This window comes from Pseudomonas palleroniana (assembly GCF_022836895.1).
Taxonomy (GTDB): Bacteria; Pseudomonadota; Gammaproteobacteria; order Pseudomonadales; family Pseudomonadaceae; genus Aquipseudomonas; species Aquipseudomonas palleroniana.
The window spans coordinates 1419127-1434536 of record NZ_CP092411.1 but is presented as its reverse complement, the minus strand read 5'-3'; the positions used below and the strand labels follow the sequence as shown (position 1 = coordinate 1434536).

The window sequence follows — 15410 nt, the reverse complement described above, 5'->3', positions numbered from 1 at the left end:
CACAATTTCCAGGTTCAAGGGCGCAGGCGTTACCAAAAGTCTTTCACAGGCCCGGGAGCATTTCCGTCGCATCCATTCCGTATCGCACTAAGAAAAAACAATACTCAAGCAAATCGAGCTAAGCGCCAGGATTGTCAGGCCCGAACAAAACACTGTATAAATAACCAGACCTAAAGCCTGGGAGCTGCCGTCATGCTGGTGCACCTGTCCGTACATAACTACGCCATTGTTGAACACCTTGATCTTGAGCTGGATCGCGGAATGAGCGTAATCACAGGCGAAACCGGCGCCGGCAAGTCGATCATGCTCGACGCGCTGGGCCTGACCCTGGGCGACCGAGCCGACAGCGGCGTGGTCCGCCCCGGCGCGGACAAGGCCGATATCCTGGCCACCTTTGATCTGGCGGACATCCCGGAAGCGGAAGCCTGGCTGGCTGAACGCGACCTCAATAACGAAGGCCCATGCATCCTGCGCCGGGTCATCACCGCCGAAGGGCGTTCACGCGGCTACATCAACGGCACGCCCTGCCCCCTTGGTGACCTGAAAGCGCTGGGCGAGCTGCTGATCGACATCCACAGCCAGCACGAACATCAATCCCTGCTGAAAACCGATACCCACCGTCGCCTGCTGGACGAATACGCCGGGGCTACCGACCTGGCCCGCCAAGTGCAGCTTGCCGCCCAACGCTGGCGCCAGACCCGCCAGGAGCTGGAGCGCCTGTCCAACTCCGGCGACGAACAACGCGCTCGCCACCAGTTACTCAGCTATCAACTTGAAGAACTGGAAAGCCTGGGCCTGGGCGAGACGGAGCTGGAGCAACTGGAACAGGAACACAAGAACCTCACCAACGCAGAAACCCTGCTGGGCATTTGTCGCCAGGTAGTGGAGCAGTGCAGCGAAAGTGATTCGGGCAATGTGCTCAATGCACTCACGGCCAGCCTCAATCGACTGTCCAGCGTAAACAGCGCTTCCGGCTCATTGAGCGAAGCCACCACCCTGCTGACCAGCGCACAGATCCAGGTTGAGGAGGCAGTGGGCGAACTGAATCGCTTCCTGGATCACTTTGATGCCGACCCTGCTCGCCTCCAGGAAATAGAAGAACGCCTGGACACCATCTACACCCTGGCGCGCAAACACCGGATCCAACCCACTGAAGTGGCGACGATGCAGCAGAAATTGCTGGATGAAATCGAAACCCTCAACGCAAATGACGAATCCATCGAACGCCTGGGTGAAGAGCTCGCTTCGTTTGCCCGTCATTACCAGGAGAAAGCACGAGAACTCAGTGACCTGCGCCGTCAAGCGGCCACTGGCCTGGCCGCTGCGGTGGAACAGGAAATCCAGCGCCTGGGCATGCCGGGCGGTCGCTTTACCATCGAGTTGCGCACCAACGCTACTAATGAACTGCAACCCCACGGCCTGGAGCAGGTAGAGCTGCTGGTGAGCGCCAACCCAGGGCAACCGCTCAAGGCACTGGCCAAAGTGGCGTCCGGCGGCGAGCTGTCGCGCATCAGCCTGGCCATACAGGTGATAACGGCCCAGACCTCACGCGTCCCCACCCTGGTGTTCGACGAAGTGGACGTTGGGATCGGCGGGCCGACTGCTGAGATTGTTGGTCAGCTGTTGCGACGTTTGGGAGATCGCGGCCAGGTGCTGACGGTGACCCACTTGCCGCAGGTAGCTGCCCAAGGGCATCAGCACCTGTTTGTACATAAAGTGCGGGGCAGTGATGCAACGCATACCGCAGTGTCCAAGCTGAACAAATCGGAACGCGTGGAAGAAGTGGCACGCATGTTGGGCGGTATAGACTTGACCAAAGAGTCCTTGGCTCACGCCAAGAAAATGGTGGTAGCCGCCAAGGCTTAGCCAAGCCTTTCTTTATATAGAGGTAGAAAACACGAAGGCGACCCTGAGGTCGCCTTCGATCGTTGCGCGGAGTGAATCCGCGTCATTTTACTTTTTCTTACGGATGTACAGAACCAGATTGTGGTCGACCAATTCGAATCCATGGTCCTCGGCAATCTTATGTTGCAGAGCTTCGATCTCGGGGCTGGTGAACTCGATAACCTCATTGGTATCCAAGTCAACCATGTGGTCATGATGACCACCGTCAGCCAATTCAAACACCGCATGACCGCCGTCGAAATTATGGCGAACCACCAGCCCTGCGGCTTCAAACTGGGTCAGCACACGATAAACCGTGGCCAGGCCAACGTCCTCGTTAGACTCCATCAGCGCCTTGTAGACATCCTCGGCACTCATGTGGCGCTGCTCAGCAGAATCGAGCATTTGTAGAATTTTGACTCGTGGCAGAGTCACTTTGAGACCGACTTTGCGTAGTTCGCTATTTTCAACCATGGTTAGCTTTCTCGCGGATGCTGCTTCGCAGCTTCTCTTAATACGGGTATGATCGGCGTTTAACGTTGTCCCAGCCAAGATAGTGGAAGTCGCCCACCGATGCAAAACACCAAGCTCTTGCTAACCAGTTTCACCTTTGTGGGACTGCTCGCACTCGCCGGTTGTTCATTCCCCGGGGTTTACAAAATCGACATCCAACAGGGCAATGTCGTCACGCAGGACATGATAGACCAGTTACGCCCGGGAATGACCCGACGGCAAGTACGGTTTATCATGGGCAACCCCCTGCTGACCGACACTTTCCATGCCGATCGCTGGGATTATCTCTACAGCATCCAGCCTGGTGGCGGTGAACGCCAGCAGGAGCGCGTCAGCGTTATTTTTAATGGCAACGATCAGCTTGTCAGCCTGTCAGGTGACTTCAAGCCCGGTGTAAGCCGCGATGACGCCCTGCTCGGCAAGGATAACGGCACGAACGTGAGCGCGCCTGCACAGGACGCCGAGAAGCCGAAGTCCGAAGAGCCTGCCAAGCCCGGCTCCTTGCTGGACCAGATCCAGAAGGACGTCGACGGCGTGAAGACCGTCCCGGTCCCGACACCAGAACCTCTGGACGCCAGCCCGCAGTAACTGTGCGGCAAGCAACAAAAAAGCCCGGCATGCCGGGCTTTTTGTTGCGTGTCATCTGGCGAACCTATGTGCCTTGCTGCCTGGTCATCGCAGCCTTGGCCGCACGCAGCCTACGCACCTCTTTAGGGTCTGCCAGCAACGGCCGGTAGATCTCGATACGATCACCCGCGTTGACGGTACGCTCATCCGGCTTTTCGACCACCTTGCCGAAAATACCCAAGGGATACTCAGCCAGCTCCACCCCGGGAAATTGCGCCGCAATCCCCGACGCCCGCACCGCGCCCCTTAAACTCGTGCCCACCGGTACCGTTACCGCCAACAACACCTGGCGGTCCTCGGCGGCATACACCACTTCAATCTCAACCATGCAGTTGTTTGGCTCGCTGGCAAAATGCGTCCACCAGCGTATTGGCGGCCTGATTGAACAGAGGGCCCAATGTCGCCCGCACAACCGGGCCCGCGTAGTCAAAGGACAGGTCCAGGCTGATCTTGCAGGCTTTGTCGGTCAGCGCCTTGAAGACCCACACCCCGTGCAATTGAGTGAAGGGGCCTTCCTGCAGGTTCATTTCAATGGATTGCCCAGGCACCAGCACATTACGCGTAACAAAGTGCTGGCTGAGACCACCCTTGGCCACCCCGACACTGGCAACCATATGCTCATCAGTGCTTTCCAGCACTTGCGCAGTAGAACACCACGGCAGGAACTCCGGGTAACGCGCCACGTCGTTGACCAGGTCATAGAGCGCCTGCGCCGGATAGGGCAGCAGGGCCGAACGTTGAATATGCGTCGTCATGTGAGCGTGATTTCCACTGCTGAGGCAAACATCGCGAAAAGAACAGCCGGATCCGCGAGCGAAAAAGATCAAAGAACTGTCTGCATTGTCCGGGATTCGTCGAACACGCTCAAGCACGCAGGTTGACCGTAGCCGACACGCTCGCAACTCCCTATAATGCCGCCCCTATGGCTAAACAAAAGAAACACCCCACAGGGACCATCGCGCAAAATAAAAAGGCGCGACACGATTACTTCATCGAACATCGGTTCGAGGCTGGTCTGGTCCTGGCCGGCTGGGAAGTAAAAAGTCTGCGCGCCAGCAAACTGCAACTGGTCGACAGCTACGTATTGCTCAAGGATGGCGAGGCATGGCTGCTTGGCAGTCATATCACCCCGCTGACCACCGCGAGCACCCACGTGATTGCCGACCCGGTACGCACGCGCAAACTGCTGCTCAATGCCCGCGAGATCGATAAACTCGCGGCAGCCGTACAGCAGAAGGGCTATGCCTGCGTCTGCTTGTCCTGGTACTGGAGCAAGCACCTGGTCAAGTGCGAGATCGCACTGGGCAAGGGCAAGAAGGAATACGACAAGCGCGATACCGAGCGCGAACGCGACTCCAACCGTGAGCTGCATCGCGCCGTGCGCAACAAGGGCAAGGAAGAGTAGCCCTTGCGAGGCTGTAGCCTGGGGTGGCTCACCCCGGCTACATGCCTTTACGCCGCTCCGCCCGCGCCACGCGCTGAACCTCCTGACGTACTTCCTCCAACACTTCCTGCACATACAGCAGGTGACGTGTTGAGACTTCCCGTGCCTGCTCGGCCCGCCCCTCGATAATTGCCAGATACAAGTCCCGATGCTGACTGATGAGCATGTCGCGCGTCTCGGTACGTTGCTGGTACATGCCACCGATATTGGTCACCACGTTGCGCTTGAGCAGATCGAACAGCCCCCGAATGGTGTGCAACAACACCGCGTTATGGCTAGCCTCGGCAATCGCCAAATGAAACCGCGCATCGGCCGCCCCCTCTTCCAGGCGGCTCACCTCGTCGGCCCGCGTGTAGCAATCCTGCAACGCGTCAAACGCTGCGGTCAGCCGCTCACGGTCGACCTCGGTGGCACGCAGCGCCGCGTAATAGGCACAGGACGCCTCAAGCGTCTGGCGAAACTCCAACAGGTCACGCTGCGCCTCTGGGTTGTTTTCCAACAGATGCAGCAACGGATCACTGAAGGTCGACCCCAGCGACTCCGCCACATAGTTACCCCCGCCCTGGCGACTGACCAACAACCCTTTGGCCGCCAGCTTCTGGATCGCCTCACGCAACGACGGACGCGACACGCCGAACCGTTCCGCCAGAGCACGCTCTGCCGGCAAGCGTTCGCCTGACTTCAACGTGCCCTCGAGGATCATGCCCTCAAGCTGCTCGACAATATCGTCAGACAAACGGCGCTGCCGCACCTGATCAAACCCCATAACTCACTCCCCACAACCCCGACCATTCGCCGGGGCCTCTATTCTCGCCTATCGCCGCGCTTGCAGCACCTATCAGAACTCCCTCGATTGACCCAACCAGAAACCCCTCGCCGACGACGCTACGACCAAAGTTTGCCAAGCGGCAAATTGACACACCCACGCCAAGGCTTTTACTCTAGCCGACAGCGCTTGTAAATTGGTCTTACCAATTATCCAAGATGACTGAATCGCGCCTGACCAACAACAATTAGGGGCCACCCCATATGCAAACCTGGCAACAGCTCTACAGCCCTCTCGGCAGCCTCGGCCTGTCCGCATTGGCCGCCGTTATCCCGATCGTATTCTTCTTCCTGGCCCTGGCCGTGTTTCGCCTCAAAGGCCACGTCGCCGGGAGCATCACCCTGGCGCTGTCGATACTGGTGGCAATCTTCGCCTTCCAGATGCCGGTAGACATGGCGCTCGCCGCCGCAGGCTACGGTTTCGCCTATGGGCTGTGGCCAATCGCGTGGATCATCGTCGCCGCGGTCTTCCTCTACAAACTGACGGTCAAAAGCGGCCAGTTCGAGATCATCCGCAGCTCGGTGCTGTCGATTACCGACGATCAACGCCTGCAGGTATTGCTGATTGGTTTCTGCTTCGGCGCCTTCCTGGAAGGCGCCGCCGGTTTCGGTGCGCCGGTGGCGATCACCGCCGCCCTGCTGGTGGGCCTGGGCTTCAACCCGCTGTACGCTGCCGGCCTGTGCCTGATTGCCAACACCGCGCCGGTCGCCTTCGGTGCGCTGGGCATTCCGATCATTGTCGCCGGCCAAGTGACCGGTATCGATGCGTTCAAGATCGGCGCCATGACGGGCCGCCAACTGCCACTGCTGTCGCTGTTCGTTCCGTTCTGGCTGGTGTTCATGATGGACGGCCTGCGCGGCGTTCGCGAAACCTGGCCGGCAGCGTTGGTGGCGGGCGCAAGCTTTGCGGTCACGCAGTACTTCACCTCCAACTTCATTGGCCCTGAACTGCCGGACATCACCTCGGCCCTGGCCAGCCTGATCGCGCTGACCCTGTTCCTGAAAGTCTGGCAGCCCAAGCGCACTGCCGGCGCACAGATCGCCGGTGTCACCCCCAGCGCGACGATCACCGCCAGCGCCGGGGGCTTCGGCCAGCCGCGCAGCACAGTGGCCTCGCCTTATAGCCTGGGGCAGATTTTCAAAGCCTGGTCGCCGTTCCTGATCCTGACCGTACTGGTCACCATCTGGACCCTCAAGCCCTTCAAGGCAATGTTCGCCGCAGGCGGCTCGATGTACAGCTGGGTGTTCAACTTCGCTATTCCCCACCTGGATCAAATGGTGATCAAGGTCGCGCCGATCGTCACCAACCCGACCGCCATTCCCGCCGTCTTCAAACTGGACCCGATTTCGGCTACCGGCACCGCGATTTTCTTCTCCGCACTGATCTCAATGCTGGTGTTGAAAATTGATATCAAAACTGGTCTGACCACTTTAAAAGAAACCTTTTACGAGCTGCGCTGGCCGATCCTGTCCATCGGCATGGTGCTGGCGTTCGCCTTCGTCACCAACTACTCCGGCATGTCGTCGACCATCGCCCTGGTATTGGCGGCCACCGGCGCCGCTTTCCCGTTTTTCTCGCCGTTCCTCGGCTGGCTGGGGGTTTTCCTGACAGGCTCCGACACCTCGTCCAACGCCCTGTTCAGCTCGCTGCAAGCCACCACCGCGCATCAGATCGGCGTCAACGACACCCTGCTGGTGGCCGCCAATACCAGCGGCGGCGTGACCGGCAAGATGATTTCGCCGCAATCGATCGCCGTGGCCTGCGCGGCAACGGGCCTGGTGGGCAAGGAATCCGACCTGTTCCGCTTCACCCTCAAGCACAGCCTGTTTTTCGCCACGATCGTGGGGCTGATCACCCTGGCACAGGCCTACTGGTTCACCGGTATGCTGGTGCACTAAAGACCTGCACGTAATAGGGTAAGCATCGACGCCGGACCAAGGTGCGGCGTCAACTATTCCTGGAGGACCGATGAGCCTGCCTGCTGCTTTTCTGCGTGACGTCGCACAGCTGATTTCGAAAGATCGACGCTTCGACGACCCGCTTTCCACCCTGGCCTTCGGCACCGACGCCAGCTTTTACCGACTGATCCCACAGTTGGTGATCCGCGTAGAGTCGGAAGACGAAGTAGTGGCGATGCTGCAACTGGCCCAACGCGATCACGTCCCCGTGACCTTTCGCGCGGCAGGCACCAGTTTGTCCGGCCAAGCCATCTCTGACTCGGTGCTGATCGTGCTGGGCGACAACTGGAATGGCCGCGAGATTCGTGGGCAAGGCACGCAGATCCGTCTGCAACCCGGCGTGATCGGCGCTCAGGCCAACGCCTGGCTGGCGCCGTTCGGGCGCAAGATCGGCCCTGATCCTGCGTCGATCAACGCCTGTAAAATCGGCGGTATCGTTGCCAACAACGCCAGCGGCATGTGCTGCGGTACGGCACAAAACACCTATCACACCTTGGCGGGCATCCGCCTGGTACTGGCTGACGGCAGCCGCCTGGACACCGAAGATCCAGCCAGCATCGCAGCCTTTGAGCAGCAACATGGCGCACTGCTCGAGCGCTTGGCGACATTGGGCCGCGAGACGCGAGCCAACGCCGAACTGGCAGCCAAGATCCGCCACAAATACCGTCTGAAAAACACCACCGGCTTGTCACTCAATGCCTTGGTCGACTTTGATGAACCCCTGGATATCCTCAGCCACCTGCTGGTGGGCTCCGAGGGCACACTGGGCTTTATCAGCGCGGTCACCTACGACACGGTGATTGATCACCCGAACAAGGCATCGGCGCTGATTGTCTTCCCGGACGTTGAAACCTGCTGCAACGCAGTGACCGTCTTGAAAACCCAACCGGTCTCGGCGGTCGAATTGCTCGACCGGCGCAGCCTGCGCTCGGTACAGAACAAACCGGGTATGCCGGCTTTCGTACAACACCTATCGGAAAGCGCCTGCGCGCTGCTGATCGAATCCCGTGCGGCATCGCCATCGCTGCTGCAGGAACAGATCAGCCTGATCATGGCCTCCCTGGCGCCTTTCCCTGTGGAAAAACAGGTCGACTTCACCGAAGACCCAGTAGAGAACGCCCGGTTATGGGCCATCCGCAAAGACACCTTCCCCGCCGTCGGCGCCGTGCGCAAAACCGGCACCACGGTGATCATCGAAGACGTGACCTTCCCGGTCGAACAACTGGCCATCGGCGTCAATCGCTTGATCGAACTGTTCGACAAGCATCACTACGACGAAGCGATCCTTTTCGGACACGCCCTGGAAGGCAATCTGCACTTCGTGTTCACGCAAGGCTTCAACAGCAGCGAAGAAGTCGCACGCTACCAAGCGTTCATGGACGACGTCGCGCAGCTGGTGGCCGTGGAATTCGGTGGCTCGCTGAAAGCCGAACACGGCACCGGCCGTAATATGGCGCCCTTCGTCGAACTGGAATGGGGCAGCGACGCCTATCAATTGATGTGGCAGCTTAAACGCCTGCTCGACCCCAACGGCATTCTCAATCCGGACGTGGTGCTCAGCGAAGATCCGCAAATCCACCTCAAACACCTCAAGCCCTTGCCCGCCGCCGATGAGCTGGTGGATAAGTGCATCGAGTGCGGTTTCTGCGAGCCGGTGTGCCCGTCGAAGGGGCTGACCCTGAGCCCGCGCCAGCGCATCGTGATCTGGCGCGACATCCAGGCCAGACGGCGCGCCGGCGTCGACACCACCGAGCTGGAAGCGGCGTACCACTACCAGGGCATCGACACCTGCGCCGCCACCGGGCTATGCGCCCAACGCTGCCCTGTAGGCATCAATACCGGTGACCTGGTGAAAAAGCTGCGTTCTCGCGACGCCAACCGTACGAAAACAGCCGAATGGCTGGCCAGCCATTTCGCCACCGCCCTGCAAGGTGCACGCTTCACCCTGCACGTTGCCAACGGTGCGCGCATGCTGCTGGGCGCACCGCGCCTTGCAACACTCTCGGCGAACCTCACCCGGTTGTCCCAAGGCCAGATCCCGCAGTGGACCAACGCCATGCCGCAGCCGGAGAAAGCCATTCGCTTCAGCCCACCTGTGACCGACGAGCGCCCCCGCGTGGTTTACCTGGCGGCTTGCGTCTCGCGTGCCATGGGGCCCGCAGCCGGTGATAAAGAGCAGATATCGCTGTACGACAAGACCCGTGGCCTGCTGGAAAAGGCCGGCTATCAAGTCGTACTTCCCGAGCACCTGGACAACCTGTGCTGCGGGCAGCCCTTCGCGTCCAAAGGCTACGCCGAACAGGCCGAACACAAGCGCCAGGAAATGCTCGGCGCCCTCCTCCACGCCAGTCGTGGCGGCCTCGACCCGATCTACTGCGACACCAGCCCCTGCACCCTGCGGCTGATGCAGGACCTCGGCGAAACGCGCCTGGACCTCTACGACCCGGTGCGCTTCATTCGCACCCATTTGATGGACCGCCTCGACTTCACCCCCCAGGAAGCGCCCATCGCCGTACACGTCACCTGCAGCACCCAGCATCTTGGCGAAAGCCAGGCGCTGATCGATCTGGCGCGACGCTGCGCCAAGACCGTGGTGATCCCGGAAGGCATCCACTGCTGCGGCTTTGCCGGCGACAAGGGCTTCACCACGCCGGAGCTCAACGCCCACTCACTGCGAACCCTCAAGGACGCTGTGCAATACTGCAGCGAAGGGATTTCCACCAGCCGCACCTGCGAAATCGGCCTGAGCCAGCATGGCGGCATCGATTACCACGGGTTGGTGTACCTGGTGGACCGCGTCACCCAGGCCCGCGCAGATTAAACCTGCAAAAAAACAGAACCCCGGCGCGCCGGCGTAGTCATCTGCATAGGTCTTCGCGACGAAGGCCCTCAACGACTTCGCTGGCTGCCCCAACCCTGGAGCAGCATCGAGCCTTACGTGTACAAGGAGAATACCGATGAAGCGCACTGCTCTTGCTGGCTTGTTCATCACTGCGGCGATGCTGGCCTCCCCTGTTTTCGCGGCCGGTGAACCTGATTTGTGCAAAATCAACCTCGACAAAATCAACAACGGCAAAGCCCTGCTGGCCACCGACACCTCCGGCAAAAGCGGCGAAATCGACACCGCCGTCTCCCAAGCCAAGGCAGCCCATGCCGCCGGTGATGACAAGAAGTGCATCGAGATCACCTCCAAAGCCCTGCAAGACCTGCAGAACAGCGACAAAGGTGGCAACCAATAGCGCGCCGACGCTCAAGGCCAACCTTCGGGTTGGCCTTCTGTGACCGTTTGGCGTACACTGCACAAGCTTGTCACTCACTATGAAACAACGAGTTACAAGCACGGGGCCGTTTAGGATTCGACGCCGGTCGCGAAACTTTAGGTGCATGCCGAGTTGGTAACAGAACTCGTAAATCCACTGTTGCAACTTCTTATAGTTGCCAATGACGACCAATACGGTGCTGCTCTCGCTGCTTAATTGCAGCTGACATGCACTCCTGATGCCTTCGGGCTCAGCAATCATCAGGGGATGTCTGTAAACCCAAAATGATTGTCATATAGAACAGAATCGCCGTGCAGTACGTTGTGGACGAAGCGGCTAAAACTTACACAACTCGCCCAAAGCACCCTGCCCGTCGGGTCGCTGAGGGTTAACTTAATAGACACGGCTACGCATGTAGTACCGACAGCGGAGTACTGGCGGACGGGGGTTCAAATCCCCCCGGCTCCACCAAATGATCAAAAAAAGACGTCCATGGACGTCTTTTTTTGTGCCTGCGATTCGGTAAATACGCGGCTTCTTTTGAGGTTTTTGAGTTCCCGCCGCTCGGGTCTTCCAGACGGTATCCAGCCACAAGCGGTCATTCCGCCTATCCATCAAGCTAGGGGCGATTCAGACCGCGCAATACTTTGAAAGCCGACTTGCCAGGCACAGTAACGGCTGATGGCCCGCCAGTAGGATGTCACTATCCAGGGTTCAGCCTCACAAAAAACGTAGGTTGAACACAGTAGAAAACTAAGGCTCGATTACCCATCGCCCGCGCAACATTCCTTTCAGCTCATCAACGCTCAGAGTCATATGCCGCTTGCGATGGACCACCGCGTGACAGTTCGCACACAACGTAACGAGGTCAGTCTCAGGATTCACGGCTTTCTCACCACCAAAGTCCGAAATCGGCACTATATGGTGAACGTGAATGAACCCCTTCGCGTGCTCGCCGTACGCCTGTTCGAAATCAAAACCACATGCCTTGCAGTCAAAGCCGTGGATAGCAATGGCCTTCACCCTCAGATCTTTCCGACGCTCGTAACGGGTTCCAAAGTAACTTAATTTGCTGCCTTCATTGGCCGATTCAAAGGTCAATGGATCGCCGTCGGAATTTGGCGCGACCTGGTCAGCCTGGGAAGACAGGAGCTTCGCATGACTTAGGATTGCATCGTAATCCAGTTGGGAAATGGACCGAACCCCGTCACGCCAATAGTTGTTCACTCGAGTAGCGGGGATCGTCTCTAGGTACACTCCGTTAACTTTTGAGGGGATAGCGACTTCAAACGGAGTGAAGTTTTCGATCAAAGCAAAAAAGTCACCCTTATCACTCCTCCGGTCTGCGTAGACCTTGCCGATGCGTGCCATACCAAAATAATGCGGATCGGCGCTGAGGCGGACAGAAGCAAAGGTTTTGTCCTTTATGCGTCCTTTGTAATAGATCACTTCGGTTCCTTCAGCAAGCCAGGCTTGGTACCGCTTGGGGAAGTGATAGACAGCACCGGTTTCGTCTTGCCATTGCGATGTGTCGTTTTCAACGATGACTGCGGGCATTCCATTTCCTCTAGGCTGATGGCAAAAGCCTACCAAAAATGAGGAAGTTTCTTACAAGATATTTAAGATTTACATCCTTGCTTAACGTCGGCTCCGATCTGGTGAACTCATACCGCCGATCGTGGTGAGTATCGCCCGGCAGAGCGGTATTCCAATTGGTATTCCGGCAACAATTTAAGATTATTATTCTTTATATAAATTAATAAGATGAAAAAGCTTTTCAGCTTCCCCCGGCTCAGCAAAAAAAGACGCCCCAAGACGTCTTTTTTTGTACCCACCATTCAACCCACCATATCCTCCCAACCTCCACCATCAAACGCACCCGCGCATAAATACCAAGCCAACCTCCTCGATGCACCTCACCCCGCCAAAAGGTTCACCCAATGCTCCGCCGCCTCATGCGCCTCCTGGAACGCCTGCTCATAGCTGTCCCAGTGATCGCCCTCCACATAAACCGTGAGTGGCCGTGGGCCGACCAGGGTCAATGTCGCACCAACAGGAACATCCAGCGGCGGGCTCCAGCTGAAGCCGATCTGTACCGTGATACCCCTCTTCGTCTTGTATTCAACAGGATGGGATTTATCAATGCGTGCCGACATAAGTGCCTCCTTGAGCCGGCGCCACCTCTGGCGCCGGATCTTGATTGGGTTAGATATGCCTCAATGGCTGGTCATGCCGGCCATGTGCATCATCCAGCGCATCGCACTGGCGACGACGCCGAGTGCAATCACGCTGAGGAACCAGATAGCGACCAGCCAAAACACGCGCTGGTACCAGGGGCCTGCCTGACGTGGCCTCTGTTTTTTCGTCTCAATGGTAGCCATCGCCGATCCTCACTTTTCCGCGGAACACGTAGTAACTCCAGCAGGTGTACACCAGGATGATCGGCAGGATGAACAGCGTGCCGATCAGGATGAAGAGCTGGCTGGAAGGCGGTGATGCGGCGTCCCACAAGCTGATGGATGGCGGCACAATGTTTGGCCAGATGCTGAAGGCCAGGCCGATATAGCCCAGGAAAACCAGTACCAGGGTCAATACGAATGGCCAATGGGAGTGATGCTGGCGCAAGGTCTTCAATAGCCCGACCAATGCCAGTACGCCCAGCAGCATCAGCGCCCCGAACACCACGATGTGTGCATGGGTGAACCAGCGCGTGGCAATCTCCGGGTGCAGCCAGGGTGTCCATACACATAGCACGGCCACCACTGCCATCAAGGCGAATGCCAGGTAGTGGCTGAACAGGCGCATCCGCGATTCCAGCATGCCTTCGGTCTTGACCAGCAGCCAGGTGCTACCCAGCAATGCGTACGCCACCACCAGCCCGACGCCGCAAAACAATGGGAAGGGTGACAGCCAGTCCCAGGTGCCACCGGCAAATTGGCGGTTCACCACTGCAATGCCGGCGATGTAGGAACCGATCACCACGCCTTGGCAAAAGGTCGCCAGGAACGAGCCGCCGATAAACGCCATGTCCCAGATATGCCGCTTCTGCGGGCTGGCCTTGAAGCGGAATTCAAACGCCACCCCGCGAAAAATCAGCCCTGCCAGCATGAAGATCAGCGGTAAGTACAACGCTTCCAGGATCACCGAGTAAGCCAGCGGAAACGCACCATACAACGCCGCCCCGCCAAGGATCAGCCAGGTTTCATTACCGTCCCACACCGGCGCCACGGTGTTCATCATCACGTCGCGCTCCTGCTCGTCCGGGATCAACGGAAACAGGATGCCCAACCCCAGGTCGAAGCCATCCATGATCACGTACATCATCACCCCGAAGGCAATGATCACGCCCCATATCAACGACAGGTCTATGCCTTGAATGCCCATGTGCAATCCCCTTGATCAGTTGGTGTGGTCGCCGGACGCCAGCGTCTCGGTGACAGCGGACAGGGGACGGCGTGGTGTGCGCTCCTGGCCGGGGCCGCCGTGGGGCGGGTGGTCTTGATGGGGCTGCGGCCCCTTGCGTACCAGCTTCATCATGTAGCCGATGCCCACGGCGAATACCGAGAAGTAGATCAGCACGAATAACGCCAGCGAGATGCTCAGTTGCGTGACGGTATGATTGGACGCCGCATCAGCGGTGCGCATCAGCCCGTAGACCACCCACGGCTGGCGACCCACCTCGGTGGTGATCCACCCGGCCAGCATCGCGATCAGGCCGGTTGGCCCCATGAACAGCACCAGGCGCAGAAACAGTCGGTTGCGATACAGCGCGCCATGACGCCGCAAAGCCAGCCCAAGCAATCCGGTGACGATCATCAACATCCCCAGCCCGGCCATGATCCGGAAGCTGAAGAAAATGATGGTCGAGTTCGGCCGGTCTTCTTTGGGGAAGCTCTTGAGCGCCGGGATCTGCTTATCCAGGCTGTGAGTGAGAATGAGGCTGCCCAAGTAAGGTACCTCGATCGCATAACGCGTCTTCTCGGCCTCCATGTCGGGAATACCGAACAACACCAGTGGCGTCGCCTGGTTATCGACGTTTTCCCAATGCCCTTCAATTGCGGCAATTTTCGCGGGTTGGTGCTCCAGGGTGTTCAGGCCATGGGCGTCGCCGACCACTGCCTGGATCGGCGCCACGATCAACGCCATCCACATCGCCATCGACAACATGGTGCGGATTGCCGGCGTGTCGTTCTTGCGCAGCAAATGCCAGGCCGCAGAGGCCCCGACAAAGAACGCCGTGGCGACAAAGGCGGCGATCGCCATGTGCATCAGACGGAACGGGAACGACGGGTTGAAGACGATGGCGAACCAGTCCAACGGCATCACCCGACCATCCACGATGGAAAAACCTTGCGGTGTCTGCATCCAGCTATTGGAGGCCAGGATCCAGAACGTCGAGATCAACGTACCGATGGCAACCATCACCGTGGAAAAGAAGTGCAACCCACGCCCTACCCGGTTCCAGCCAAACAGCATGACCCCAAGGAAACCCGCCTCGAGGAAGAACGCCGTCAGCACTTCATAGGTCAGCAAAGGCCCGGTGATACTCCCGGCGAAATCCGAGAACCGGCTCCAGTTGGTGCCGAACTCGTACGCCATGACCAGGCCCGAGACCACGCCCATGCCGAAGTTGACTGCGAAGATTTTCGACCAGAAGTGGTACAGGTCCTTGTAGACCGAGTTGTTGGTTTTCAGCCATAGCCCTTCCAGCACGGCCAGGAAACTGGCCATGCCGATGGTGATGGCGGGAAAAATAATGTGAAACGAGACCGTAAACGCGAACTGAATCCGCGCCAGGTCGAGCGCCCCAGGATTTAACATGACGATACCCTCATTGAGCCTCGCGGCCCGCAGCGAACAGATGTCTGGTGATCAGCAAAACCCGGAGCGGCGCCGAG

General features: G+C 58.6%; 15 protein-coding genes and 1 other RNA gene. 7 read left to right on the top strand and 9 right to left on the bottom strand.

The window, feature by feature from the left end; all coding sequences use genetic code 11:
- Positions 1-192 precede the first annotated feature (192 nt).
- The gene (gene recN / locus MJP36_RS06505) at positions 193-1866 is read left to right on the top strand and encodes a DNA repair protein RecN (protein ID WP_060752275.1); all 1674 of its coding nucleotides are present in this window, start codon (positions 193-195) and stop codon (positions 1864-1866) included.
- A gap of 87 nt (positions 1867-1953) precedes the next feature.
- Here recN and fur read toward each other — a convergent pair whose 3' ends face one another.
- Complete coding sequence (fur, locus tag MJP36_RS06500) at positions 1954-2358, bottom strand: ferric iron uptake transcriptional regulator (RefSeq protein WP_090365772.1); 405 nt, start codon at positions 2356-2358, stop codon at positions 1954-1956.
- Between the two features lie 99 nt (positions 2359-2457).
- On the opposite strand from fur, the gene MJP36_RS06495 reads away from it, so the two are divergent.
- Complete coding sequence (locus MJP36_RS06495; RefSeq protein ID WP_060752277.1) at positions 2458-2985, top strand: outer membrane protein assembly factor BamE; 528 nt, start codon at positions 2458-2460, stop codon at positions 2983-2985.
- 64 nt (positions 2986-3049) lie between these two features.
- Here the strand turns inward: MJP36_RS06495 and MJP36_RS06490 are convergent, their stop codons facing one another.
- Positions 3050-3352 (bottom strand): RnfH family protein, encoded by a 303-nt coding sequence (locus tag MJP36_RS06490; RefSeq protein ID WP_161548379.1) that lies wholly within the window; start codon positions 3350-3352, stop codon positions 3050-3052.
- A complete protein-coding gene (locus tag MJP36_RS06485) occupies positions 3345-3779 on the bottom strand; it encodes a type II toxin-antitoxin system RatA family toxin (protein WP_060752279.1) in 435 nt (144 codons plus the stop codon). Before MJP36_RS06485 ends, MJP36_RS06490 begins: the two co-directional genes overlap by 8 nt.
- Before the next feature lie 167 nt (positions 3780-3946).
- Here MJP36_RS06485 and smpB point away from each other — a divergent pair, with 167 nt between their 5' ends.
- On the top strand, positions 3947-4429 hold the full coding sequence (gene smpB, locus MJP36_RS06480; protein ID WP_060752280.1) for an SsrA-binding protein SmpB: 483 nt from the start codon (positions 3947-3949) through the stop codon (positions 4427-4429).
- A gap of 37 nt (positions 4430-4466) precedes the next feature.
- Here the strand turns inward: smpB and MJP36_RS06475 are convergent, their stop codons facing one another.
- Positions 4467-5234 (bottom strand): GntR family transcriptional regulator, encoded by a 768-nt coding sequence (locus MJP36_RS06475; RefSeq protein ID WP_060752281.1) that lies wholly within the window; start codon positions 5232-5234, stop codon positions 4467-4469.
- A 263-nt stretch (positions 5235-5497) separates the two neighbouring features.
- On the opposite strand from MJP36_RS06475, the gene MJP36_RS06470 reads away from it, so the two are divergent.
- From MJP36_RS06470 to ssrA, 4 genes are all read left to right on the top strand, one after another.
- Positions 5498-7192, top strand: coding sequence for a lactate permease LctP family transporter (locus tag MJP36_RS06470; protein ID WP_244385070.1), 1695 nt, complete (start codon positions 5498-5500; stop codon positions 7190-7192).
- A 70-nt stretch (positions 7193-7262) separates the two neighbouring features.
- Complete coding sequence (locus tag MJP36_RS06465; RefSeq protein ID WP_244385069.1) at positions 7263-10073, top strand: FAD-binding and (Fe-S)-binding domain-containing protein; 2811 nt, start codon at positions 7263-7265, stop codon at positions 10071-10073.
- 136 nt (positions 10074-10209) lie between these two features.
- Positions 10210-10491, top strand: coding sequence for a hypothetical protein (locus MJP36_RS06460; RefSeq protein WP_060752284.1), 282 nt, complete (start codon positions 10210-10212; stop codon positions 10489-10491).
- Between the two features lie 102 nt (positions 10492-10593).
- Positions 10594-10983, top strand: a transfer-messenger RNA (tmRNA) gene (gene ssrA / locus MJP36_RS06455).
- Between the two features lie 282 nt (positions 10984-11265).
- On the opposite strand, the gene MJP36_RS06450 is transcribed toward ssrA, so the two are convergent.
- The 5 genes from MJP36_RS06450 to MJP36_RS06430 form a co-directional block, all read right to left on the bottom strand.
- Entirely contained in the window at positions 11266-12069 is an 804-nt protein-coding gene (locus tag MJP36_RS06450; RefSeq protein WP_244385068.1) for an HNH endonuclease, read from the bottom strand.
- Between the two features lie 359 nt (positions 12070-12428).
- On the bottom strand, positions 12429-12668 hold the full coding sequence (locus MJP36_RS06445; protein ID WP_244385067.1) for a hypothetical protein: 240 nt from the start codon (positions 12666-12668) through the stop codon (positions 12429-12431).
- A 60-nt stretch (positions 12669-12728) separates the two neighbouring features.
- Positions 12729-12893, bottom strand: coding sequence for a DUF2474 domain-containing protein (locus MJP36_RS06440; protein WP_244385066.1), 165 nt, complete (start codon positions 12891-12893; stop codon positions 12729-12731).
- On the bottom strand, positions 12880-13896 hold the full coding sequence (gene cydB / locus MJP36_RS06435) for a cytochrome d ubiquinol oxidase subunit II (protein ID WP_244385065.1): 1017 nt from the start codon (positions 13894-13896) through the stop codon (positions 12880-12882). The genes MJP36_RS06440 and cydB overlap by 14 nt, the downstream gene beginning before the upstream one ends.
- Positions 13897-13911: 15 nt before the next feature.
- Positions 13912-15333, bottom strand: coding sequence for a cytochrome ubiquinol oxidase subunit I (locus MJP36_RS06430; RefSeq protein ID WP_090365750.1), 1422 nt, complete (start codon positions 15331-15333; stop codon positions 13912-13914).
- Between the last annotated feature and the right edge of the window lie 77 nt (positions 15334-15410).

Bases quoted from the DNA above. Each gene is read 5' to 3' on its own strand.
- recN (WP_060752275.1), top strand. From the start codon at position 193: ATGCTGGTGCACCTGTCCGTACATAACTACGCCATTGTTGAACACCTT.
- fur (WP_090365772.1), bottom strand. From the start codon at position 2,358: ATGGTTGAAAATAGCGAACTACGCAAAGTCGGTCTCAAAGTGACTCTG.
- MJP36_RS06495 (WP_060752277.1), top strand. From the start codon at position 2,458: ATGCAAAACACCAAGCTCTTGCTAACCAGTTTCACCTTTGTGGGACTG.
- MJP36_RS06490 (WP_161548379.1), bottom strand. From the start codon at position 3,352: ATGGTTGAGATTGAAGTGGTGTATGCCGCCGAGGACCGCCAGGTGTTG.
- MJP36_RS06485 (WP_060752279.1), bottom strand. From the start codon at position 3,779: ATGACGACGCATATTCAACGTTCGGCCCTGCTGCCCTATCCGGCGCAG.
- smpB (WP_060752280.1), top strand. From the start codon at position 3,947: ATGGCTAAACAAAAGAAACACCCCACAGGGACCATCGCGCAAAATAAA.
- MJP36_RS06475 (WP_060752281.1), bottom strand. From the start codon at position 5,234: ATGGGGTTTGATCAGGTGCGGCAGCGCCGTTTGTCTGACGATATTGTC.
- MJP36_RS06470 (WP_244385070.1), top strand. From the start codon at position 5,498: ATGCAAACCTGGCAACAGCTCTACAGCCCTCTCGGCAGCCTCGGCCTG.
- MJP36_RS06465 (WP_244385069.1), top strand. From the start codon at position 7,263: ATGAGCCTGCCTGCTGCTTTTCTGCGTGACGTCGCACAGCTGATTTCG.
- MJP36_RS06460 (WP_060752284.1), top strand. From the start codon at position 10,210: ATGAAGCGCACTGCTCTTGCTGGCTTGTTCATCACTGCGGCGATGCTG.
- MJP36_RS06450 (WP_244385068.1), bottom strand. From the start codon at position 12,069: ATGCCCGCAGTCATCGTTGAAAACGACACATCGCAATGGCAAGACGAA.
- MJP36_RS06445 (WP_244385067.1), bottom strand. From the start codon at position 12,668: ATGTCGGCACGCATTGATAAATCCCATCCTGTTGAATACAAGACGAAG.
- MJP36_RS06440 (WP_244385066.1), bottom strand. From the start codon at position 12,893: ATGGCTACCATTGAGACGAAAAAACAGAGGCCACGTCAGGCAGGCCCC.
- cydB (WP_244385065.1), bottom strand. From the start codon at position 13,896: ATGGGCATTCAAGGCATAGACCTGTCGTTGATATGGGGCGTGATCATT.
- MJP36_RS06430 (WP_090365750.1), bottom strand. From the start codon at position 15,333: ATGTTAAATCCTGGGGCGCTCGACCTGGCGCGGATTCAGTTCGCGTTT.